18 protein-coding genes and 4 tRNA genes are annotated in these 19859 nt (G+C 32.8%); 7 read left to right on the top strand and 15 right to left on the bottom strand.

Translation table 11 applies throughout. The annotated features are described in order from the left end of the window. The first annotated feature begins 212 nt into the window (after positions 1-212). On the top strand, positions 213-2765 hold the full coding sequence (gene gyrA / locus IEV15_RS07080) for a DNA gyrase subunit A (protein WP_188361814.1): 2553 nt from the start codon (positions 213-215) through the stop codon (positions 2763-2765). Between the two features lie 28 nt (positions 2766-2793). Further along, positions 2794-4065, top strand: coding sequence for a tetratricopeptide repeat protein (locus tag IEV15_RS07075; RefSeq protein WP_188361813.1), 1272 nt, complete (start codon positions 2794-2796; stop codon positions 4063-4065). A gap of 49 nt (positions 4066-4114) precedes the next feature. Here IEV15_RS07075 and IEV15_RS07070 read toward each other — a convergent pair whose 3' ends face one another. Beyond that, the gene (locus tag IEV15_RS07070; protein WP_188361812.1) at positions 4115-4876 is read right to left on the bottom strand and encodes a C40 family peptidase; all 762 of its coding nucleotides are present in this window, start codon (positions 4874-4876) and stop codon (positions 4115-4117) included. A 22-nt stretch (positions 4877-4898) separates the two neighbouring features. Next, the gene (locus IEV15_RS07065) at positions 4899-6071 is read right to left on the bottom strand and encodes an acetyl-CoA C-acyltransferase (protein WP_188361811.1); all 1173 of its coding nucleotides are present in this window, start codon (positions 6069-6071) and stop codon (positions 4899-4901) included. A 270-nt stretch (positions 6072-6341) separates the two neighbouring features. Here IEV15_RS07065 and IEV15_RS07060 point away from each other — a divergent pair. From IEV15_RS07060 to IEV15_RS07040, 5 genes are all read left to right on the top strand, one after another. Further along, positions 6342-6425: transfer RNA gene (locus IEV15_RS07060), tRNA-Ser, on the top strand. Between the two features lie 7 nt (positions 6426-6432). Further along, positions 6433-6507 (top strand) — tRNA-Pro (locus IEV15_RS07055). A 5-nt stretch (positions 6508-6512) separates the two neighbouring features. Then, positions 6513-6586, top strand: a tRNA-Arg gene (locus tag IEV15_RS07050). Between the two features lie 176 nt (positions 6587-6762). Beyond that, a complete protein-coding gene (locus IEV15_RS07045; protein WP_188361810.1) occupies positions 6763-7251 on the top strand; it encodes a hypothetical protein in 489 nt (162 codons plus the stop codon). Positions 7252-7278: 27 nt separating this feature from the next. Then, positions 7279-7911, top strand: a complete 633-nt coding sequence (locus tag IEV15_RS07040; protein ID WP_188361809.1) for a M15 family metallopeptidase — start codon at positions 7279-7281, stop codon at positions 7909-7911. Here IEV15_RS07040 and IEV15_RS07035 read toward each other — a convergent pair. The 13 genes from IEV15_RS07035 to IEV15_RS06975 all read right to left on the bottom strand — a co-directional run bounded on the left by IEV15_RS07035 (position 7908) and on the right by IEV15_RS06975 (position 19756). Continuing rightward, positions 7908-8480 carry a hypothetical protein gene (locus tag IEV15_RS07035; protein WP_188361808.1) on the bottom strand — a complete coding sequence of 191 codons (573 nt, stop codon included), beginning with the start codon at positions 8478-8480 and terminating at the stop codon, positions 7908-7910. The genes IEV15_RS07040 and IEV15_RS07035 overlap by 4 nt on opposite strands. 4 nt (positions 8481-8484) lie before the next feature. After that, the gene (locus IEV15_RS07030; RefSeq protein WP_188361807.1) at positions 8485-9663 is read right to left on the bottom strand and encodes a THUMP-like domain-containing protein; all 1179 of its coding nucleotides are present in this window, start codon (positions 9661-9663) and stop codon (positions 8485-8487) included. Then, positions 9664-10755 (bottom strand): AI-2E family transporter, encoded by a 1092-nt coding sequence (locus tag IEV15_RS07025; RefSeq protein WP_188361806.1) that lies wholly within the window; start codon positions 10753-10755, stop codon positions 9664-9666. A gap of 74 nt (positions 10756-10829) precedes the next feature. Continuing rightward, complete coding sequence (locus tag IEV15_RS07020; protein ID WP_188361805.1) at positions 10830-11804, bottom strand: zinc metalloprotease; 975 nt, start codon at positions 11802-11804, stop codon at positions 10830-10832. Between the two features lie 436 nt (positions 11805-12240). Continuing rightward, positions 12241-12325 (bottom strand) — tRNA-Ser (locus IEV15_RS07015). Between the two features lie 157 nt (positions 12326-12482). Continuing rightward, positions 12483-13616, bottom strand: coding sequence for a 3,4-dihydroxy-2-butanone-4-phosphate synthase (ribB, locus tag IEV15_RS07010; protein WP_188361804.1), 1134 nt, complete (start codon positions 13614-13616; stop codon positions 12483-12485). Next, a complete protein-coding gene (locus IEV15_RS07005; protein ID WP_188361803.1) occupies positions 13606-15057 on the bottom strand; it encodes an LptF/LptG family permease in 1452 nt (483 codons plus the stop codon). Before IEV15_RS07005 ends, ribB begins: the two co-directional genes overlap by 11 nt. An 8-nt stretch (positions 15058-15065) precedes the next feature. Then, on the bottom strand, positions 15066-15707 hold the full coding sequence (gene lolA1 / locus IEV15_RS07000) for an outer membrane lipoprotein periplasmic chaperone LolA1 (RefSeq protein WP_188361802.1): 642 nt from the start codon (positions 15705-15707) through the stop codon (positions 15066-15068). Positions 15708-15711: 4 nt separating this feature from the next. After that, entirely contained in the window at positions 15712-18150 is a 2439-nt protein-coding gene (locus tag IEV15_RS06995) for a DNA translocase FtsK (protein WP_188361801.1), read from the bottom strand. Positions 18151-18181: 31 nt separating this feature from the next. Further along, a complete protein-coding gene (locus IEV15_RS06990) occupies positions 18182-18562 on the bottom strand; it encodes a diacylglycerol kinase (RefSeq protein WP_188361800.1) in 381 nt (126 codons plus the stop codon). A gap of 7 nt (positions 18563-18569) precedes the next feature. Continuing rightward, positions 18570-19067 (bottom strand): thiol peroxidase, encoded by a 498-nt coding sequence (gene tpx, locus IEV15_RS06985; RefSeq protein ID WP_188361799.1) that lies wholly within the window; start codon positions 19065-19067, stop codon positions 18570-18572. Between the two features lie 117 nt (positions 19068-19184). Further along, positions 19185-19442 (bottom strand): DUF6952 family protein, encoded by a 258-nt coding sequence (locus IEV15_RS06980; protein ID WP_188361798.1) that lies wholly within the window; start codon positions 19440-19442, stop codon positions 19185-19187. After that, a complete protein-coding gene (locus IEV15_RS06975; protein WP_188361797.1) occupies positions 19442-19756 on the bottom strand; it encodes a thioredoxin family protein in 315 nt (104 codons plus the stop codon). The genes IEV15_RS06980 and IEV15_RS06975 overlap by 1 nt, the downstream gene beginning before the upstream one ends. Between the last annotated feature and the right edge of the window lie 103 nt (positions 19757-19859).

The raw sequence follows: 19859 nt of genomic DNA, 5'->3' as shown, positions 1-19859 counted from the left end.
CAAAAATCATTCCTTGACTAATCTACTGACAGTAAATTGACAAAAAATATTTTAAAAATAAAAGGTAATGTACCATATACTTATCAACCAAAAACCGTGGTCTTTTTGTTAATAAATCTTTGAAATTTGTTTGATTTTTTACCTTAAAAAATGTTGAAATTCCCTATATTAGCACGTTTTGTTAAAATATAATTTTTAAAATATAAATACTTATGTCTGAAGGAGAAAAGTTGATTCCTATAAACATCGAAGACGAAATGAAATCAGCATACATCGATTATTCGATGTCTGTAATTGTGTCACGTGCTTTGCCTGATGTTAGAGATGGTTTAAAACCTGTACACCGTAGAGTTCTTTACGGAATGTATGATTTAGGAGTTTTTTCGAATAGAGCTCACAAGAAGTCCGCCAGAATTGTCGGAGAAGTTTTAGGAAAGTACCACCCACACGGCGATACATCTGTTTATGATGCAATGGTTCGTATGGCTCAAGAGTGGAGTTTACGTTATTTATTGGTTGATGGTCAAGGTAACTTTGGATCGGTTGATGGAGATAGTCCTGCAGCAATGCGTTATACCGAAGCCAGAATGCAGAAGATTTCGGAAGAAATTATGGCTGATATCGAAAAAGAAACCGTTGATTTTCAATTAAACTTTGATGATACGTTATATGAACCAAAAGTAATGCCAACAAAAGTTCCGAATCTATTGATTAATGGAGCTTCAGGTATTGCAGTTGGTATGGCAACAAATATGCCACCTCACAATTTAACCGAAGTAGTTAATGGAACATTGGCTTATATTGATAACACTGAAATTGAAATTGATGAGTTGATGAATCACATCAAAGCACCCGATTTTCCAACAGGTGGAATCATTTATGGTTATGAAGGTGTTCGCGAAGCATTCAAAACAGGTCGTGGTCGTATCGTGATGCGTGCTAAGATAGCTTTTGAAGAAAGTAATGGCAAAGAAGCTATTATTGTAACCGAAATTCCATATCAGGTAAATAAAGCTGATATGATTAAGAAAACGGCCGATTTAGTCAATGATAAAAAAATTGAAGGTATTTCAAATATCCGTGATGAATCGGATAGAAACGGAATGCGAATTGTTTACGAATTAAAACGTGATGCAGTTCCAAATGTGGTTTTGAATACGTTATATAAATTTACTCAATTACAATCTTCGTTTAGTGTAAACAACATTGCTTTAGTAAATGGTCGCCCACAAATGTTGAATCTGAAAGAATTGATTCATTATTTTGTTGAACACCGTCATGAAGTAGTTGTTCGAAGAGCAAAATTCGATTTGCGTAAAGCAGAAGAAAGAGCTCACATTTTAGAAGGTTTAATCATCGCTTCTGATAATATTGATGAAGTAATTGCATTGATTAGAGGTTCAAAAGATGGTGATGAAGCTCGTACAAAATTAATAGAACGTTTCTCGTTAAGCGAAATTCAAGCTCGAGCTATTGTTGAAATGCGTTTGCGTCAACTTACTGGTCTTGAGCAAGATAAATTACGTGCTGAATACGAAGACATCATGAAATTAATCACTCATTTAAGAGAATTATTAGCTAATAAAGACTTGAGAATGCAAGTGATTAAAGATGAATTGGTTGAAATTCGTGATAAATATGGTGATGAAAGACGTTCTGTAATTGAATATGCCGGTGGTGATGTAAGTATCGAAGATTTAATTGCCGATGAAAATGTCGTAATTACCATTTCACATGCCGGATATATTAAACGTACAAACTTATCTGAATACAAAACACAGAATAGAGGAGGAGTTGGACAAAAAAGTGCAGGAACAAGAGATCAAGATTTCTTAGAACATTTATTTGTGGCAACAAATCACCAATACATGTTATTCTTTACTCAAAAAGGAAAATGTTTTTGGATGCGTGTTTACGAAATTCCGGAAGGAAGTAAAGCTTCTAAAGGAAGAGCAATTCAGAACTTAATCAATATTGAAAATGATGATAAAGTAAAAGCGTTCATTTGCACACAAGATTTGAAAAATGAAGAGTATATCAATAGTCATTATGTGATTATGGCAACAAAACAAGGTCAAGTTAAAAAGACGTTGTTAGAACAATATTCGCGTCCGAGAGTTAACGGAATTGCAGCCATAACTATTCGTGAAGATGATGAATTATTAGAAGCAAAATTAACCAATGGAAACAGTCAAATATTAGTTGCGGTTAAATCAGGTAAGTTAGTTCGTTTTGAAGAAAGCAAAACGCGTCCGATGGGAAGAGGTGCTTCTGGAGTTCGTGGTATCACTTTAGCCGATGATAAAGATGAAGTGATTGGCATGGTTTCTGTAAATGACATGAGCAGTGAAATATTAGTTGTTTCGGAAAAAGGTTATGGAAAACGCTCCTCATTAGAAGATTATCGTATTACAAATCGAGGAGGAAAAGGAGTTAAAACACTTAATATTACTGATAAAACAGGAAGATTAGTTTCCATTAACAGTGTGACTGATGCTGATGATTTAATGATTATTAATAAGTCAGGATTAACAATCAGAATGGAAGTTTCCGATTTACGAGTAATGGGAAGAGCTACACAAGGTGTTCGATTGATCAACATTAAAGGTAATGATTCCATTGCAGCAGTAACAAAAGTAATGCGTGAAGAACAAGCAGAAGAAGTAGATTTTGAAGATGTAAGTGAAGAAATTAAAAATGTAGAAGATTCAGAAGACACTAATGACGCAGATCAATCAGATGAAAACAATGAAACCCAAGAATAATAGTAACTAAATTTAAATTTAAATTAAAATGAAAAGCAAATATGCAATCGCTCTGGCTATTTCAGTGATTACCATGAGCACATTTGCTCAGAAAGATGAACTCAAAGCTCTTGAAAAAGCATTGAAATCAACTGACGACCAAATGATTAAGACATCTTTAGCTAATGCAGAAAATGTATTGGCTAATGCGACTGATGCTGAAAAATCTCAATTCTATTTCTTAAAAGGGAATGCAATGATGTTTTTCTCTAAGAGAACTTCTGACAAAGGTGAAAAGCTTGTACAAGCATCGAAGTCTTATCAGGAAGTAATAGAAATTGAAAAAAAAGGTTCTAAGCAAAAGTTTAGTGCTCCGGCAAAAGAAGCCTTGACAGCCTTACAAGCAGAATTAGTTGATGAAGCCATTAAGGACAATAACGCCAAGCGTTTTAAAAATGGAACAGTAAAGTTATATGAAGCTTATAACATAAATAAACAGGATACACTCTATTTATATTATGCAGCAAATGGAGCTGTTAATGATGGTGATTATGATACTGCGTTAAAGTATTATGATGAATTAAAAAGACTGAACTTCTCTGGAATTGCGATTCAATATTTTGCTACTGAAAAAGCAACTGATGAAGAATCAGAATATAGATCAAAAGCGGAACGAGATTTGTTCGTAAAAGCAGGAACTCATCACAAGCCAAGACAACAAAAAACGACATCAAAAAGAGGTGAGATTTATAGAAATTACGCATTAATATTAGTTCAAAAAGGAGAAGTTGCAAAGGCAAAAGCTGCTTTAGTAGAGGCTAGAAAATCGAATCCTGATGATACTTCACTAGCAATTGCTGAATCTAATTTGTATTTAGATGAAGGTGATTTTGTTTCCTACAAGAAGATTGTTGAAGAAGTGTTGAGTAAAAACCCAAATGATCCTGATTTATTATATAATTTAGGAGTTGTATCCTCAAAAGCCGGAAATAATGAAGAAGCTGAAAAATATTATCTTCAAGTTATTGAGATAAATAAGAATTATAAAAATGCTTATAAAAATTTGGCTATTTTGAAATTGGATGCAGATACTAAAATGGTTGAAGAAATGAATAAACTAGGAATTTCAGCTAAAGACAACAAACGTTATGATGAAATTAAGAAAGAACGTGAAAAATTATTTGTTTCAGTTATGCCTTTGTTAGAAAAAGTAATCGAATTAGATCCTAAAGATTCTGAAACGAAACAAACTCTGATGAATTTGTATTCTACTTTAGATATGACAGATAAATACAAAGCACTCAAAGCAACAATGGATTAATAAAAAGATAAAAATGCAAAAAATCCCGATTATTTTTAATCGGGATTTTTTATATAATTTTTTTAATAACTCTCAGTTTATGAGTGTGCTTATTCAATTCAGCATTGTAAATGCCCAAATGATCTAGCCTGTCAATTCTTACTTTACCACTAGCGTGAATAATGTAATTGTCATTCATAATCATGCCAACGTGAATAATTTTTCCTTCTTCGTTATCAAAAAAGGCTAAATCACCTGGCTCACTTTCTTCAATAAAACTTAAAGGTTCTCCCTGTGAAGCTTGTTGTGAAGCATCTCTTGATAATTTATATCCGTTTAGCTTATATACCATTTGAGTAAAACCCGAACAGTCAATACCGAAAGGTGTTTTGCCTCCCCATAAGTAGGGAGCATTCAAATATAAAAATGCTGTTTTTATTAATTCTGATTTAGGTTTAATTCCAATAACTTTCATTCCTTCAAAAGCAAAACTTTTTTTGTTTATACTTTCAATACTCAAAAAAGATAAAGAAGATCCTAAAGGAATTGGTAATAACAAATCATCAGAATTAGATATAAACTCAATCAAATCAGCTGACAAAATTTGGTCATTGTTTGAAAGTTCTTCATACTCAAATTCTGTAATTACTTGACATTGTTTTTGGTCAATCCAACCTTCATAGGAGTCAAAATAAGCCTTGATTTTGTACCATTGTTTATTCGTTTCAATAATTTCAAAATGGTCACCAAACAAAAGTTGTGAAACTAATTCACTTCTGTCATTAGGTTCAATTCGTATGGGAACAATGGCTAAATTACAAATTCCGTACATTAACGATTTTCTACAAATTTAGTTAGATTTTTTCAATAACTATTGCAGAAGCACCACCACCACCATTACAAATAGCAGCAGCTCCATATTTACCATTGTTTTGGTCTAAAACATTTAGCAAGGTTATGATGATTCTTACTCCGGAACAACCAAGTGGATGGCCTAAAGAAACAGCACCACCATTAACGTTGATTGTATCAGTAGAAAGACCTAAAATTTTAGCATTCGCTAATCCAACTACAGCAAAGGCTTCATTAAACTCAAAATAATCAATTTCATTGATAGATAATTTAGCATTATCTAATGCTTTTGGTAACGCTTTTGCAGGAGCTGTAGTAAACCATTTTGGTTCTTGAGCAGCATCTGCATAACCTGAAATATAAGCCAATGGCTTCAGTCCTAATGCTTTTGCTTTTTCTTCACTCATCAATACAACAGCACCGGCACCGTCATTAATTGTTGAAGCATTTGCGGCAGTAACGCTACCGTCTTTGGTGAAAACTGGATTTAAACTTGGGATTTTATCTAATTTTACATTCGTAAATTCTTCATCTGTAGTAACCATAATTGGTTCTCCTCTTCGTTGTGGAACGGCAACCGGAACTACTTCGTTTGAGAATTTACCTTCACTCCATGCCTTTGCTGAACGTTCATACGACTGAATGGCGAAGGCATCTTGTTCTTCTCTAGATATTTTGTATTCAGTGGCACATAAATCGGCACAAACACCCATGGCGTTATTGTCGTAGGCATCCGTCAAACCATCTTTTTGCATTCCGTCAATTAAGGAGGTGGGACCAAATTTATATCCATTTCTTAAATGAACATAATGAGGTATCAAACTCATGTTTTCCATACCTCCGGCAACAATAATTTCTGCATCACCGCTTTTTATGGCTTGAGCACCCATCATTACAGCTTTCATCCCTGAAGCACAAACTTTATTAATTGTAGTACATGCAACTGTATTTGGTAAACCTGCCAATATAGCTGCTTGTCTTGCGGGTGCTTGTCCAACTCCTGCTTGAATCACATTACCCATTAAAACCTCATCAACTAATTTAGGGTCTAGATTGATTTTGTCTAAGGCACCTTTGATGGCAATAGCCCCTAATTGTGGTGCTGATACAGTGGATAAACTTCCCATGAAACTTCCAATTGGAGTTCTTGCGGCTGATACAATTACTACTTTCATATTGTTATTTGTTATGTTGTCTGTTTAGATTGCGAAATTAATTATTTTTAGACTATTTTTTTGCATTTTGTTTACTTAATTTAAGGATGGAACAATTTGATTATAAAATTTGTAAAAACTATTAAATTTAAATTTTCATAGAAATCTGACTTAAAGACAATTAAAGTATAATTAAATAAAACTTTAAAAAAACAAGTAAAAATTCTTGTAAAGTATAGAATGAAACGTTACATTTGCAACCGCAAAAAAGTTGAGTTCTTATAGAATTTAGGAGAGGTGCCGGAGTGGTAACGGAGCAGATTGCTAATCTGTCGACGGGTAACTGTCGCCAGGGTTCGAGTCCCTGTCTCTCCGCTTTTTTCGGGGTGTAGCGTAGCCCGGTTATCGCGCCTGCTTTGGGAGCAGGAGGCCGCAGGTTCGAATCCTGCCACCCCGACAAATGGCCCAGTAGCTCAGCTGGATAGAGCAACTGCCTTCTAAGCAGTAGGTCTCAGGTTCGAATCCTGACTGGGTCACTTTAAAAGCTTCGTTTTACGAGGCTTTTTTTGTTTAATATAGTCATTCATCGATTTTCTGTGCTTTTTAATTAAAGTTTTCTATTTGTTTCAATAAATAGTATAATTTAGTACACTTTTTAAAAATTTAGTAGTCCCCAAATTGCTACAATTAATTTTATTGAAAGGTTGTAAGTATGACACCTGAGGAAAAATTAAATATAATTAACCGTTTAAATGCTTTAGAGCTTCTTCAAAAGAAAAATTTAGAAGAGGTTACTGCATTGAAAAACTATCTTAAGGAAAATCCTTTATTGGCCGAAGATTGGTTAGACTTAAATACCATTAGTGGTCATTATATCGATAGTTTTTCTAAAGTTGAAGTTTATGACAATAGACCTACTAACGAAGAGAACAGAAATGTTTTTGCTACCGAAAGTCAAGCAAGATCTGCTTTAGCAAAGGCACAATTATCTCAGCTTTTACAATCATTCAGAAGTGGTTGGCATAAAAGTTTGCCTAATTATGTTTTATTACCCGAGTTAATTGACGGAGAAGTAAAACCTTATATTGGTCAAGGTGTTTTTCCACAATTTTTAGCCTTTAGAAGTAGAGAAAAAGCTGTTTTATTTTATGCGGCTCATAAAAAATTAATTCATGAATTCTGGTCAGAGTTTTTTGAATAGTTTATCTTTAGACATAAATTGTTTCTTATGAAAGATATCCTTACCTTTTTTTTTATTCTTATTGTAAGCAATCTTTTTTCACAACGCATTCATGGGTATAATACAACACCACATGATACAACATTTGTGAATATTGAAGAGTACTCGTCTGATTTTGTACTCGATATGCGATATGCCACAACAAATAACTTTATGAATACAAAGGTGTACGATTGTGAGAAATGTTATTTGAGATACAAAACTGTGAAAGCACTGCTGAATGCAAATCAAGAATTTCTTAAGTTAGGTTATAAAATCAAATTGTTTGATTGTTATCGTCCAACAGATGTTCAAAAAATAATGTTTGATATTGTGCCGAACCCTACTTATGTGGCTGATCCCAAAAAAGGTTCCATACATAATAGGGGATGTGCTGTTGATTTAACTTTGATTGATAGAAATGGAAACGAACTTGATATGGGAACAACCTTTGATTTTTTTGGAGTAGAGGCAGCTCATGCTTATCAAAATCTGTCAAAAGAAGTTTTAGAGAATAGAATTTTACTTAAAACAGTGCTTCAAAATAATGGTTTTAATCCGATAAAATCAGAATGGTGGCATTATAATCTAAAACAAGATACGTTAGACAATCTTTCTAATTTTAAATGGAATTGCGATTAGTTTTCTATGCAATGTAAGTAATTCATAAAAAAACTTTCCGGTCTGAAAAATTGCTTTAATAATTCAGAATTTAATTCTTTTTTGATAACATAATCAACTGTTTCGGTTCCATAAACTACTCTCATCATTGAAATGGGATACTTTTTCAAATCGTCAATGGAATTCTTTAAAAAATAAAAGTTTCCTTCAAGGAGACGAACATTTTTTTTGTCTTCATCATTTTTAAATAAACTACCACAAACTTCATTATCTTCATGTAACATCGTAATTATTTTTCCATTTTCTAATTGAAGATAAATTTTAGAATTTTTACTCAAACAAGTTGCTTTGATAAATTCAGAATTTTTTTGAAGTAATTTAAAATTTAAATATGGAGTTCCGTTATAATTTGATAAAGTAGCTAAGATGTAGTTTTCAGAAGAACCAAAAACGCGTTCGTAAAGAAGTTGTTCTTTAACAGATTTATAAGTTCCGGTGCTGTCTGTTTCATTTACAGCATAGTCACAATTCTTTTGAGCGGATAGTAATGTGGTAAGTAGTACAAAAAATAATATAAGTAATCTTTTCATTCGTTTATTTAATTTTGTTGCAAAGTAAAACAATTTTATGGTTATCTACAGTTGTTGTAAAAAAACAATACAAGGTTCCACCATCTTTTATTTTCCATTTTTTTCTTATTTCTTCTACACTTAATGGAAAATTTCGAATGGTGATATTGGCTTTCGAATTTTCTAAAAAGGATTTCATGTTTTCCTTTGAATAAAGGAATGTTTTTTCTATTTCAAATATCCTACCAAAAAAATCTAATAGTTGGTCTGAAGTATAAAGTTGTGAATTTTTATGTAATTTATGAATGCCATATTGTTTTGAAATTTCATCAAAACCACCTGATTTCATTAGTGCAGCTTTTGGTTCATATAAATAGTTTAAAGGCAGACTATACGTGGATAAAGCATTTGAAGGCAATAAAAATTCAAATTGTTCTTGTTCATTATCAGCCAAATCGACACATTTTATTTGAATGCTGTCCTGATAATTTTTTTCTATAATCCAAAGGATTTCTTTAACTTCATTTTCTACAGAAACGATGTGGATACTTTTTACATTTTTTAGTTCTTCAATTCCGGCGGTTAAATCTAAAATTGGAGAAGATTTTATAAGTAGGTTATCGGAATAATTAAAATAAAAATCAAGCAATTCCGGTACATTTGGACAACAATCTTTGAGTAAAAAAACCTTTCCTTTTTTTTCACTTCTTCGTGACGGATCGATATAAATCCAATCTGTTTTTTGATTTATTTTTTTTAAAATTTCTTCACTATCGCCTGAGAAACATGCAATTGAACTTTTATTCAATTGATTAAAATTATGCTTTACAATTTTTGATAAAGCTTCATTCCATTCACAATGAATAACCCTTTTTATTTGTAATGAAAAGTAATATACATCAACACCAAAGCCTCCTGTTAAATCGATTATTGAATCACCGTTTATTAGTTGTGATTTGTATTTTGCGGTTTTTTCAGAAGAAGTTTGCTCAATGGAAATTTTGCTTGGATAAATTATATTTTTTTGGTTAAACCAAGTGGGTAATTTTTCTTTAGATTTTGTTCTAGCTTCAATTTGATTGATAATCTCTTTATAATCCACTTCTGGAAATGGATTTTTTTTCAATGCCAAATCTGAAATGAGTTTACCTGTGTTTTCACAAATAAAATTTTGAATTTCAGGTTGTAGTAATTCATCAATCATTTATAATTTTCTTGTAATTGCTTTTACAATACTGTTTTGAGGAAAAAATTCTTTTGCAATAACTTTTAAAATGGTGTAAACAGGAACGGCAACAATCATACCTACAATTCCGGAAATAAAACCGGAAATAAGTATGACTAAAAATATTTCCAACGGATGCGATTTAGTGCTTTTTGAAAAAATTAAGGGTTGGTTTAAGTTATTGTCAATCAGTTGAACGATAACAAAGCCAATTAAAACATAAATAGTTTTGGGTAAAATTTCTGTCTGAAAATCACTTCCAATGTTGCTAATCATGGTTAATGTTGCAGCTAAAACACTTCCTATTAACGGACCGATATAGGGAATGATGTTTAAAATAGCACAAAAGAATGCGATTACAAAAGCGTTACTAATTCCGAAAATCAATAAAACAATATAATACAACACAAAAACAATAAATAACTGAAGTAGTAAACCGGAAAAATACCTGCTTAGCAAATCATAGATTTTTTTTAATGAATTTAAGGTTTCAGTTTCGTGTGATTCTGGAATAATACTTTTAAATCCAGCAATGAAAGAAACTTTGTCTTTTAAAAAGAAAAAACTAATAAAAAGTACTGTTGCTAATCCCATTAAAAAACCACTAATCATAGATATAAAATTATTAAAAATACCTGTCAAAAAATTGAAATCAACATAACTGGAAAGGTTTATGTCTTTTAATTGGTCTGAAATAAAAGAATCTTGTTGGTTAAAATAATTTTGCAAATCGATAAAAATAAGTGTTGCTTTTGATTGAATTTCTTGTGTATTTAAAAGCGATAGATTCCTGGCTTGTTCAGTAATGAGCGGTACAATCATTAAAATGAAAAGTAAAAATAAAGAAAGCATTAATCCAATTGTAAAAAGAACAGCTAAAGAATTTTTGAATTTTAATCTTCTAATTAAAAATTCAACTATGGGATTACAAACTAATGAAAAAATTAAGGCTATAACTAAGTAAATTAATACTGTTTTTATAGAATAAATGAAGAGCAAGACTATTGAAATTAAAGCTAAAATAAATAAAGCTCTTAAGATTCCGTTTGCAATTATTTTTGAAGTAATCATAAATTATAATTTGAGTAAAAATAAAAAAAACTCGTCACTAAGTAACGAGTTTTAAATTTAAATAAAATTATTTATTAGGGTTGAGCAAAAGCAGATCTAGGTCCACCGGAACCAAAAACAGCTAACATTCTGCTTTTTTGTCCTGCTGTAAACATATACATGCAAGCATCATTAGTATAATCCATATAGTTCATTGTCATTTCTCTTGGTGAACCGGAACAAGTTGAAAAATGCGGCTGATTAGGACATCCACCATTTGAAGTGTTGTGAACAGGAGTGTCAGCTACAAAATCGTTGCCACAAGTTGCATCTCCCCAAATGTGTCTCAAATTAGCCCAGTGACCTACTTCATGAGTAGCAGTTCTTCCTTTGTTGAACGAGGCAAATAAAGGATAATTTCCTCTACCAAAAGCATTAGTATGAACTACAACACCGTCAGTAGCACAAGCTCCACCGGGAAATTGAGCATAACCCAATATGTTGTTAGCTAAAACACAAACCCAAATATTGAATTTGTTTGCACAATCAGTAGGGTTTAAGCCGCCTTTATTTGATCTTTTCATGTCATCATTAGTTCTCCAATTCTTTTTAGTGGTAGATTTTCTGGATGTTCCAGTAGTAGGATCCCAAATAAATTTGATTTTTATATCACCGGAAGCTACACCACTAAAATCGGCAGGGATTAAATTATAATCTGGGTTAGTACCTGCAAAATCTTCATTTAACACATCAATCTGTGATTGAATTTGTGCATTTGAAATGTTTTGTGCTGCTGTATTATACAATACGTTAACATGTACAGGAATTTCAATGACTCCATTTACTAATTTACCCTCTGAAATGGCTCTTTCAGTAAGTTGTTCAATGCGTTGCATTCTGCCGGCTAAACTAGGGTCAGCTCGTAGTTGTTCTTCTAATACCTCCATAGATCCACAACCTCTGTGAGCAGCAAAGTGAACACCAACGGTATCATCTTCTAATTTGTTTTCATCTTTGGAACAGCTAACAACAAATACTAATGCTGCAGCTAAAACTAAAATTTTTCTCATAATCAAATAATAATTTAAGGTTTTTGGTTTTGTTTCAATTAATATTTGACAATTTTATTAAATATTTGATGTTGTTTAACTAGAGCATTAAAAAGTTATTAACAAAATCACAAATAATTGTTAAATTGTTATGAAATTTTTTCACTATTGGGTTGACAAAAAATGTTTTTTCTAAAATAAGGATTCAATTAATTTTGAAATTATATAAATGTTTGAATCTAAGTGTTATTGTAATTTATCTACACTACTTGTCAATTCATTAAAGATGTCAATCCATTGAACCTCATAATTCATAAGTGGTTCATTCCAAACGACGTGCACCGAATTGTACATCTTTTATTTGAATAAATTTGAATAGATTGAGGATTGAATAAAACTAAAAAACCCTTTAAATGTTGAATTTAAAGGGTTTTGATTCATTTTGAATGAAAGTGTGCGGAGAAAGAGGGATTCGAACCCCCGGACCTGTTACAGTCAACAGTTTTCAAGACTGCCGCAATCGACCACTCTGCCATTTCTCCAATAAGTCACAACCATTTTGTGATTGCGAGTGCAAATATAGAACGAATTTTGGTTTCTGCAAACCTTTTTTAATTTAAAATTTCATGAATTAAAGTGAAACAAACTAACCATTTCATTTTCTATAGCTTACAGTTAGTTTCAATTCAAAAATAGACTTTAAAAAGGAACGTAATCGGTAATTTCCAATCCATAACCAATCATTCCAACACGTTTTGTGTGCTCTGAATTGGATAATAATCTGATTTTTGATATATCAATATCATGTAAAATTTGAGCTCCAATTCCAAAATCTTTAGTATCCATTCGAATTGGAGGTGCTTTCATTTGTCCTTCTTCTTGTAATGCTTTCAATTCGCTGATGCGATTAAGCAATTCAATGGATGGTATTTCTTGATTGATAAAAACGATAGCTCCACGACCTTCTTCATTAATTCTGGTAAACATAGCCACCAATCGCTTATCCGAATTGTTGGTTAAGGTTTCTAAAATATCGTTGTTAACTTGTTTGGAATTGATTCGGGTTAAAATCGCTTCACCATTATTCCAGCTACCTTTAGTTAGTGCTAAATGTACTTGTTTGTTTGTAGTTTGTAAATAGGCACGCAATCGAAAGGTGCCAAACCGAGTTTCGATATCAAAATCTTCTTTCTTTTGAATTAAACTGTCGTGTTGCATTCTATACGCTACCAAATCTTCTATGGACACCAACTTTAAATCAAATTTTTTGGCCACTTTTACCAATTCGGGTAATCGCGACATAGATCCATCATCATTCATAATCTCGCAAATAACACCGGCAGGAGTGAAGCCAGCTAATCGTGCAAAGTCAATGGCAGCTTCTGTGTGGCCTGTTCTTCTTAAAACGCCACCTTGCTTTGCAATTAAAGGAAAAATGTGTCCCGGACGAGCTAAATCGTTTGGCTTTGTATCTTCATTAACTAAAGCTAAAATTGTTTTTGCTCTATCTGATGCTGAAATTCCTGTTGTTACACCATGACCTTTTAAATCAACAGAAACGGTAAAGGCTGTTTCCATGTGATCGGTATTGTTGCGAACCATAGTGTGAAGGTCCAATTCCACACAACGCCTTTCGGTAAGTGGTGCACAGATCAAACCGCGTCCGTGTGTTGCCATGAAATTAATCATTTCAGGTGTCACTTTTTCAGCAGCAGCTAAAAAATCGCCTTCATTTTCTCGGTCTTCATCATCCACAACTATAATTACCTTTCCATTTCTGATGTCTTCAATTGCTTCTTCAATGGTATTAAGTTGTATTTTTTCAAGTGTCATTTTTGTCTTTTTTGGAATTGGAAAATAGTTTGTTTACAAATTTATGAATTGGATCCATAATAACATCCATATTTATTAAGCCAATATCATTTGTAGCTCTGTAAAAAAGTAATAAACCCAAAGGCGTTAATATAATGGAGGAAAGCCAAGCACCTAAAAAAGGAGTTAGACCATCTTCTTGTGCGATTTTTTTGCCAAATACATTTATAAAATGAAATATAATAAAAATCATTACCGCAAAAACGATTGGCAAGCCCAGTCCGCCTTTTCTGATTATGGCTCCTAAAGGTGCTCCAATAAAAAACATCAATAAACAAGCATAAGCAATGACAAACTTGTCATACAACGCCAACCAATGATTGTTGATATTTTTTATTTTTGATGCGATATCAATTTTAGAACCTTCAATCGAAAACTTGGTATTTTGAACATTACTTCTGGCAATGTCATAAACAATGGCCTTCTGATGGGTGGGCATCAACGACAATACATCAGAAACTAAACTATCTTTGGTTTCAATTTTGTTATCAGGTTTGATTGACACTAAACTCAAACGCTGATGAATATTGTCTGTAAATGATTTTACATCTTTTTGTTTGCTGGTTTGTAATGAATCTAACGTATATCGCAATTCATTTACAGAAAGCATCGTATTGGTGTTGGTTATGTTTTCTTGATTATCTGAAGCTTTTTCTAACGGACTTAAATCAAAATTGATAATGTATTTTTTGAAGGAACTTTTAGCAAAAGGTTGCTTATTTTTATCTTCAAATCGTTTCGGTTCTATTGACTCATAGTAATTACCATCATATAGAATGAGTTGCAAATTGTTAGACTTTTCACTACTCATCAATTCGCCGGTTTTGGCTTTAATTACCACTGTAGTTCCTGTTCCTAAATTAGACACTTTGTGAATGGTTACTTTTTCTAAAAAGTTGCCTTCGGGACCAGATTTCTTATCTACTTTAATGGTGTAATTTCCAACATTACTAAACTGCCCTTCAGCTATCGCCATCGAAGGTTTTTGTTGTAAAATATTTTTTCGGAGATTCACAAATTTGTATTCGGCTTTGGGAATTATAGAGTTAGCAAAAAAGAACGCCACGATACTCAATAAAACAATAAAATATTGCAAAGACCGCATGGCTCGCTTTAGCGAAATTCCCGAAGATTTCATTGCAGCAAATTCATAATTTTCGGCAAAATTACCAAAAGTCATAATCGATGCCAATAAAACAGATAGGGGTAATACTAAAGGTACGACTTTAGGTGAATAGAATAATAAAAATTTAACTATCAAAAAAAAATCTAAATCTTTTCCGGCCAATTCCGCTATAAAGAGCCATATCCCTTGAAGAATAAAGATAAAAAAGAGTATTACAAAAACAGATGTAAATGTACTCAGGAATGACGTTAAAATGTAGCGGTCAAGTATTTTCACCTCAATAATTAATCAATTCTATTGATGTAGTAATTTTTGTATTTACTCTCGTCAAAGGTAAATTGATTTTTTGACAATGGAAGATTGGTTTTAAAAGAATTAACAGTTAACGTTGTTTTTGTTCCGTTTTTACCCACTTCAATCAAATTATAGATGTGTTTTGTTTGCGTATCTATTCCTAATAAAATTTCTTTCCGTTGGTCTTTTGAGCTTATTGGAATCAATTTGATATATTGTATTTTTCGACCCTTAATGTCTTGCAGTATATTCATCGAATATTTATAACCGGTCGAAAAGAAGGTAAGCATTTTAGAAGGGGTAATAGCATTTTCATCTGAAGCATCAACCTTTGAAATTGTTACTTCTTCATCTTCAGGATTAATGGTGTATGATTTTTTACCATCAAAAATTTTAGTAACTCCCATAAAATTTAAGTGGTATTGATTGCCTTTCATAACAACAGTTCCTTTGCTGTCTTGATTAACGTTCTCTTTCGTGTTACTTAAACTGTATTTGAATTCGATGGTAATGTTTTCAAAACTCTTTACTTTTGTCGTTACTTCATCCAACAAGTCTTTGGCTTTTTTGTCTTGAGCTTGGATTGTAAAAAATACGTTTAGTAATAGAAGTATGGTGACTACTTTTTTCATTTTATTATGGGTTTTGTTCATTGTTCAAAAATTCATGCAGCGAATTCAAATCAGTGATGTTCACACTTCGGGCTTTGCTGCCTTCAAACGGGCCAACAATTCCGGCAGCTTCTAATTGATCTATCAATCGTCCGGCTCTGTTGTATCCTAATTTTAATTTTCGTTGTAATAGAGAAGCGGATCCTTGCTGAGCCGTAACTATTATTTCGGCAGCTTCTCTAAACATCGAATCGCGTTCGGAGATATCAATATCAAGCACTGTGCCATTTTCTTCTCCAACATACTCCGGAAGCAAATAAGCATTAGGATAGGCTTTCTGCGAACCAATATATTCGGTAATTCGTTCTACTTCAGGAGTGTCAACAAAAGCACATTGCACCCGAACCAAATCATTACCGTTTGTATATAATAAATCACCGCGACCAATTAGCTGATCGGCACCTTGTGTGTCTAAAATGGTTCTGGAATCAATTTTTGAAGTTACTCTAAAGGCAATACGAGCAGGGAAGTTGGCCTTGATAATTCCCGTAATTACATTCACCGACGGACGTTGCGTTGCTATAATCAAATGAATTCCAATGGCACGAGCCAATTGTGCCAAACGGGCAATTGGTGTTTCCACTTCTTTTCCTGCGGTCATAATTAAATCGGCAAACTCATCTACAACCAATACGATATAAGGTAAAAAACGATGACCGTTTTCAGGATTCAGTTTTCTGTTTTTGAATTTTTCATTGTATTCTTTGATATTTCTAACCATAGCATCTTTTAACAAAGAATAACGATTGTCCATTTCAGTACACAAGGAATTTAGTGTGTTGATTACTTTATTGTTATCGGTAATAATGGCTTCGTCCGTATCGGGAAGCTTTGCCAAATAATGGCGTTCAATTTTATTGAATAAGGTCAATTCTACCTTTTTAGGATCCACCAAAACAAATTTAACTTCCGCAGGATGTTTCTTGTATAATAAAGAGGTTAAAACCGCATTTAAACCTACCGATTTTCCTTGACCTGTCGCTCCGGCCATAAGTAGGTGAGGCATTTTGGCCAAATCAACTACAAAGGTTTCGTTGGATATTGTTTTTCCTAAAGCAATGGGCAATTCCATTTCAGCTTCTTGAAATTTAGCCGAACCAATAACAGAACGCATAGGAACCATGGTTGGATTTTTGTTGGGTACTTCAATACCAATTGTTCCTTTCCCGGGAATAGGAGCAATGATACGAATTCCCAATGCCGAAAGCGATAAAGCAATATCGTCTTCCAAACTTTTAATTTTTGAAATTCGAATACCGGCCTCCGGAACAATTTCATATAATGTTACCGAAGGTCCAACAGTGGCTTTAATTTGTGCAATTTCTATTTTGTAGTTTTTAAGCGTATCAACAATTCGATTTTTATTTTCTTCCAATTCTTCTTGATTGATTGTGATTCCGGTAGTTGGATAATCTTTTAACAAATCAATCGTTGGAAATTTATAATTCGAAAGTTCTAACGTAGGGTCAAATTCACCAAAGTCGGCCACTAAACGAGCCGCTAAATTTTCTTCTAATGTGTCTTCTTCTGCATTTTTTTCAATTACAAAAGCCTCATCGTTAGTGGTTATGATTTCAGGTTCTTTTGAAATTATTGGCTTTTCAATTTTAGTTGCAATTGGATCTATTTTCTTTACCTCCAAGTTGATTTCAGAAGGATTATTAATAGTTGGTTTTAAATCCTCTCTGTTAATTTCAAATTGTGAAATGGGAGCTACTTTATTTTCAGGTTCCTGATTTTCAATAGTGTCGGTGATTGTCGTAGTAGAAAGATCCAAATCATCGTCGGCTTCTTTTGAAGCAAATTTTGGAAGTTTAACTTGAAACAACTTTTGAATTTTTTCAGGATTGATGTTTATTTTTAAAATCAAATAAATCATACAACTAAAAAGTAAAATCAGTAAAGTACCGATACTACCCATGAAACTCTGAAAATATAGGTTCATTTCATAACCAATGACACCACCTAGTTCAGGAATGGTATCCGCAAAAAAACCAAACAATAAGGAAATATTTACCAACGCAAACAAGTCCCAAAACCAAGTGTTTTTGAGTTTTTTAAGAGATAAATCCAAAATCAAATAGATTCCGGTAATAAATAACAAGCGTACAAATAGGAAGGAAGCAATACCAAAACCTTTGAATAAGAAAAAGTGAGAAATTGCAGCACCAACCTTGCCTAACCAATTGTTAACCGCCACAGTTCTGTCTCTTAAAGCGGAAACGGCACTTTGATCTTCTTGCCAATTGATGTAATAGGAAACGAACGAAAAGAACAAAGCAACTGCAATTAAAACAAACAAAATCCCTAAAAGAAGTTTGTGCTGCTTGGTAAAATGCACACTTTTTTTAGAATCCGAATCGGTCTTTTTTGTTGAAGTATCTTTTGTTGCTGTTTTAGCCATTCTCTAATTTTGGTTTAAAAATAAAACTAAATTAATTAAAAAAAAGTATCGGTACATAAATTATACCACCAATCAGAATTGCAGTTAAGGCGGCAAAGAAAACAGCTCCGGCCGCAATGTCTTTAATAAAACCAATTCTTTCGTGATAATCCGGATGTATAAAATCAGCCACTTTTTCAACAGCAGTATTCAATCCTTCAATGGATAAAACCAATCCAATGGCCAAAATTTGAAATAGCCATTCTGTTTTAGATATATCAAAGTAGAATCCGGCTAGGGTCATTACAATGGCAATGCTGACCTGAGCCATTACACTATGTTCGGTTGTAATCAATTTAAAGGCACCTTTTACAGCAAAAGCAATGCTTTTTACTCTTCCTGTAAAAAATGAAGTATCTTTTTGAAATTTCATAGTTGTTTTATAAAGCAGCTAATGCTTTGTCATAATTGGGTTCTTGTGCAATTTCAGGTACTAATTCAGTATGCAAAATAATTCCGTTTTCATCAATTACAACTACAGCTCTTGCATGTAAACCATTAAAAACGCCTTCATTGATTGTTAATCCGTAGGAATTACCAAAATTACCATCAATAAAATCAGATACGTTTTCTACATTTTCGATACCTTCCGAACCGCAAAAACGCTTTTGAGCAAATGGTAAATCACGTGAAATACACAAAACGGTTGTATTTTCTAAATTGGCAGCCAACGCATTGAATTTTCTAACGGATGTAGCACAAACGCCGGTATCAATACTCGGAAAAATGTTTAAAACTATTTTTTTTCCTTTGTAATCGTTTAATGTTGTGGTTGATAAATCGGTTTTAGTTAAATTGAATGGGGGAGCTTCAGATCCTATTTTTGGAAGTTCTCCAACGGTTGTTATAGGATTTCCGCCTAATGTAATTGATGCCATAAAAATGATTAATTAAGATTTCAAAAATAGGAAAAAAATAGGAACTTTTAAACGGAATCGTTTAACAAAAAAATCGCTCCCATTGGAGAGCGATTTTTTGAGGTATTTGTTTGGAAATTATTTGTCTATTGAACCCAAAACCCGTTGCATGAAACTGTTTAAAGCTTCTTTTTTCTCCATTCCGTTTCTGATGGATTTATGCACTTCCAAGGCTCCATACATATTGGAAATTAATTCGCCAATCACATCCAATTCTTCATCTTTTAGCGAAGGGACTTCGGTCAAAGCTTCCAAAACTTCGATGGTTTCAACTAGATAATCTTGGTCGTTCTCCTCAATAAATTGAGTTAACTGTTTGATAACGGGTAATTTCATTAGTTTGCTGAAATTTCTGAAACCAATTCAGCTAATACTTCTGCTTTGTTGGTTTGGGTTTGATTTACTAATTTGCCATTTACAAAAGTGGCAAATGTGGGTAAATTGGAAACATTAGCCAATTTTCTTGATTCAGGTGCATTTTCTGCATCCACCAAGATAAAGGTAATTCCGTCGTTTTCTGAAGCCAATTTTTTAAATTTCGGTTTCATAATTCTGCAATTGCCACACCAAGAAGCCGAATACTGAACTACTACTTTGTTGTTTTGATTGACTAAATCTTGAAGGGTATCTTCGGTTAAATCGATTAACATAAATTGTGTTTTTTTAAATTTCAATTACAATGGCAAAAATCAAGTTCAAAAATCAATGACAATATCAAATTTCAAGAAAACTATTTGACTTTTGCCATTGCCA

This window comes from Flavobacterium orientale (assembly GCF_014638005.1).
In the GTDB taxonomy this organism is placed as follows: Bacteria; Bacteroidota; Bacteroidia; order Flavobacteriales; family Flavobacteriaceae; genus Flavobacterium; species Flavobacterium orientale.
This window is presented reverse-complemented; position numbering and strand designations above follow the sequence as displayed.

Coding starts and splice junctions, on each gene's coding strand:
- IEV15_RS06980 (WP_188361798.1), bottom strand. CDS start 19,442: ATGAAATTACCCGTTATCAAACAGTTAACTCAATTTATTGAGGAGAAC.
- gyrA (WP_188361814.1), top strand. CDS start 213: ATGTCTGAAGGAGAAAAGTTGATTCCTATAAACATCGAAGACGAAATG.
- IEV15_RS07065 (WP_188361811.1), bottom strand. CDS start 6,071: ATGAAAGTAGTAATTGTATCAGCCGCAAGAACTCCAATTGGAAGTTTC.
- IEV15_RS06975 (WP_188361797.1), bottom strand. CDS start 19,756: ATGTTAATCGATTTAACCGAAGATACCCTTCAAGATTTAGTCAATCAA.
- tpx (WP_188361799.1), bottom strand. CDS start 19,067: ATGGCATCAATTACATTAGGCGGAAATCCTATAACAACCGTTGGAGAA.
- IEV15_RS07035 (WP_188361808.1), bottom strand. CDS start 8,480: ATGAAAAGATTACTTATATTATTTTTTGTACTACTTACCACATTACTA.
- IEV15_RS07070 (WP_188361812.1), bottom strand. CDS start 4,876: ATGTACGGAATTTGTAATTTAGCCATTGTTCCCATACGAATTGAACCT.
- IEV15_RS07040 (WP_188361809.1), top strand. CDS start 7,279: ATGAAAGATATCCTTACCTTTTTTTTTATTCTTATTGTAAGCAATCTT.
- ribB (WP_188361804.1), bottom strand. CDS start 13,616: ATGACACTTGAAAAAATACAACTTAATACCATTGAAGAAGCAATTGAA.
- IEV15_RS06995 (WP_188361801.1), bottom strand. CDS start 18,150: ATGGCTAAAACAGCAACAAAAGATACTTCAACAAAAAAGACCGATTCG.
- IEV15_RS07025 (WP_188361806.1), bottom strand. CDS start 10,755: ATGATTACTTCAAAAATAATTGCAAACGGAATCTTAAGAGCTTTATTT.
- IEV15_RS07020 (WP_188361805.1), bottom strand. CDS start 11,804: ATGAGAAAAATTTTAGTTTTAGCTGCAGCATTAGTATTTGTTGTTAGC.
- lolA1 (WP_188361802.1), bottom strand. CDS start 15,707: ATGAAAAAAGTAGTCACCATACTTCTATTACTAAACGTATTTTTTACA.
- IEV15_RS07030 (WP_188361807.1), bottom strand. CDS start 9,663: ATGATTGATGAATTACTACAACCTGAAATTCAAAATTTTATTTGTGAA.
- IEV15_RS06990 (WP_188361800.1), bottom strand. CDS start 18,562: ATGAAATTTCAAAAAGATACTTCATTTTTTACAGGAAGAGTAAAAAGC.
- IEV15_RS07045 (WP_188361810.1), top strand. CDS start 6,763: ATGACACCTGAGGAAAAATTAAATATAATTAACCGTTTAAATGCTTTA.
- IEV15_RS07075 (WP_188361813.1), top strand. CDS start 2,794: ATGAAAAGCAAATATGCAATCGCTCTGGCTATTTCAGTGATTACCATG.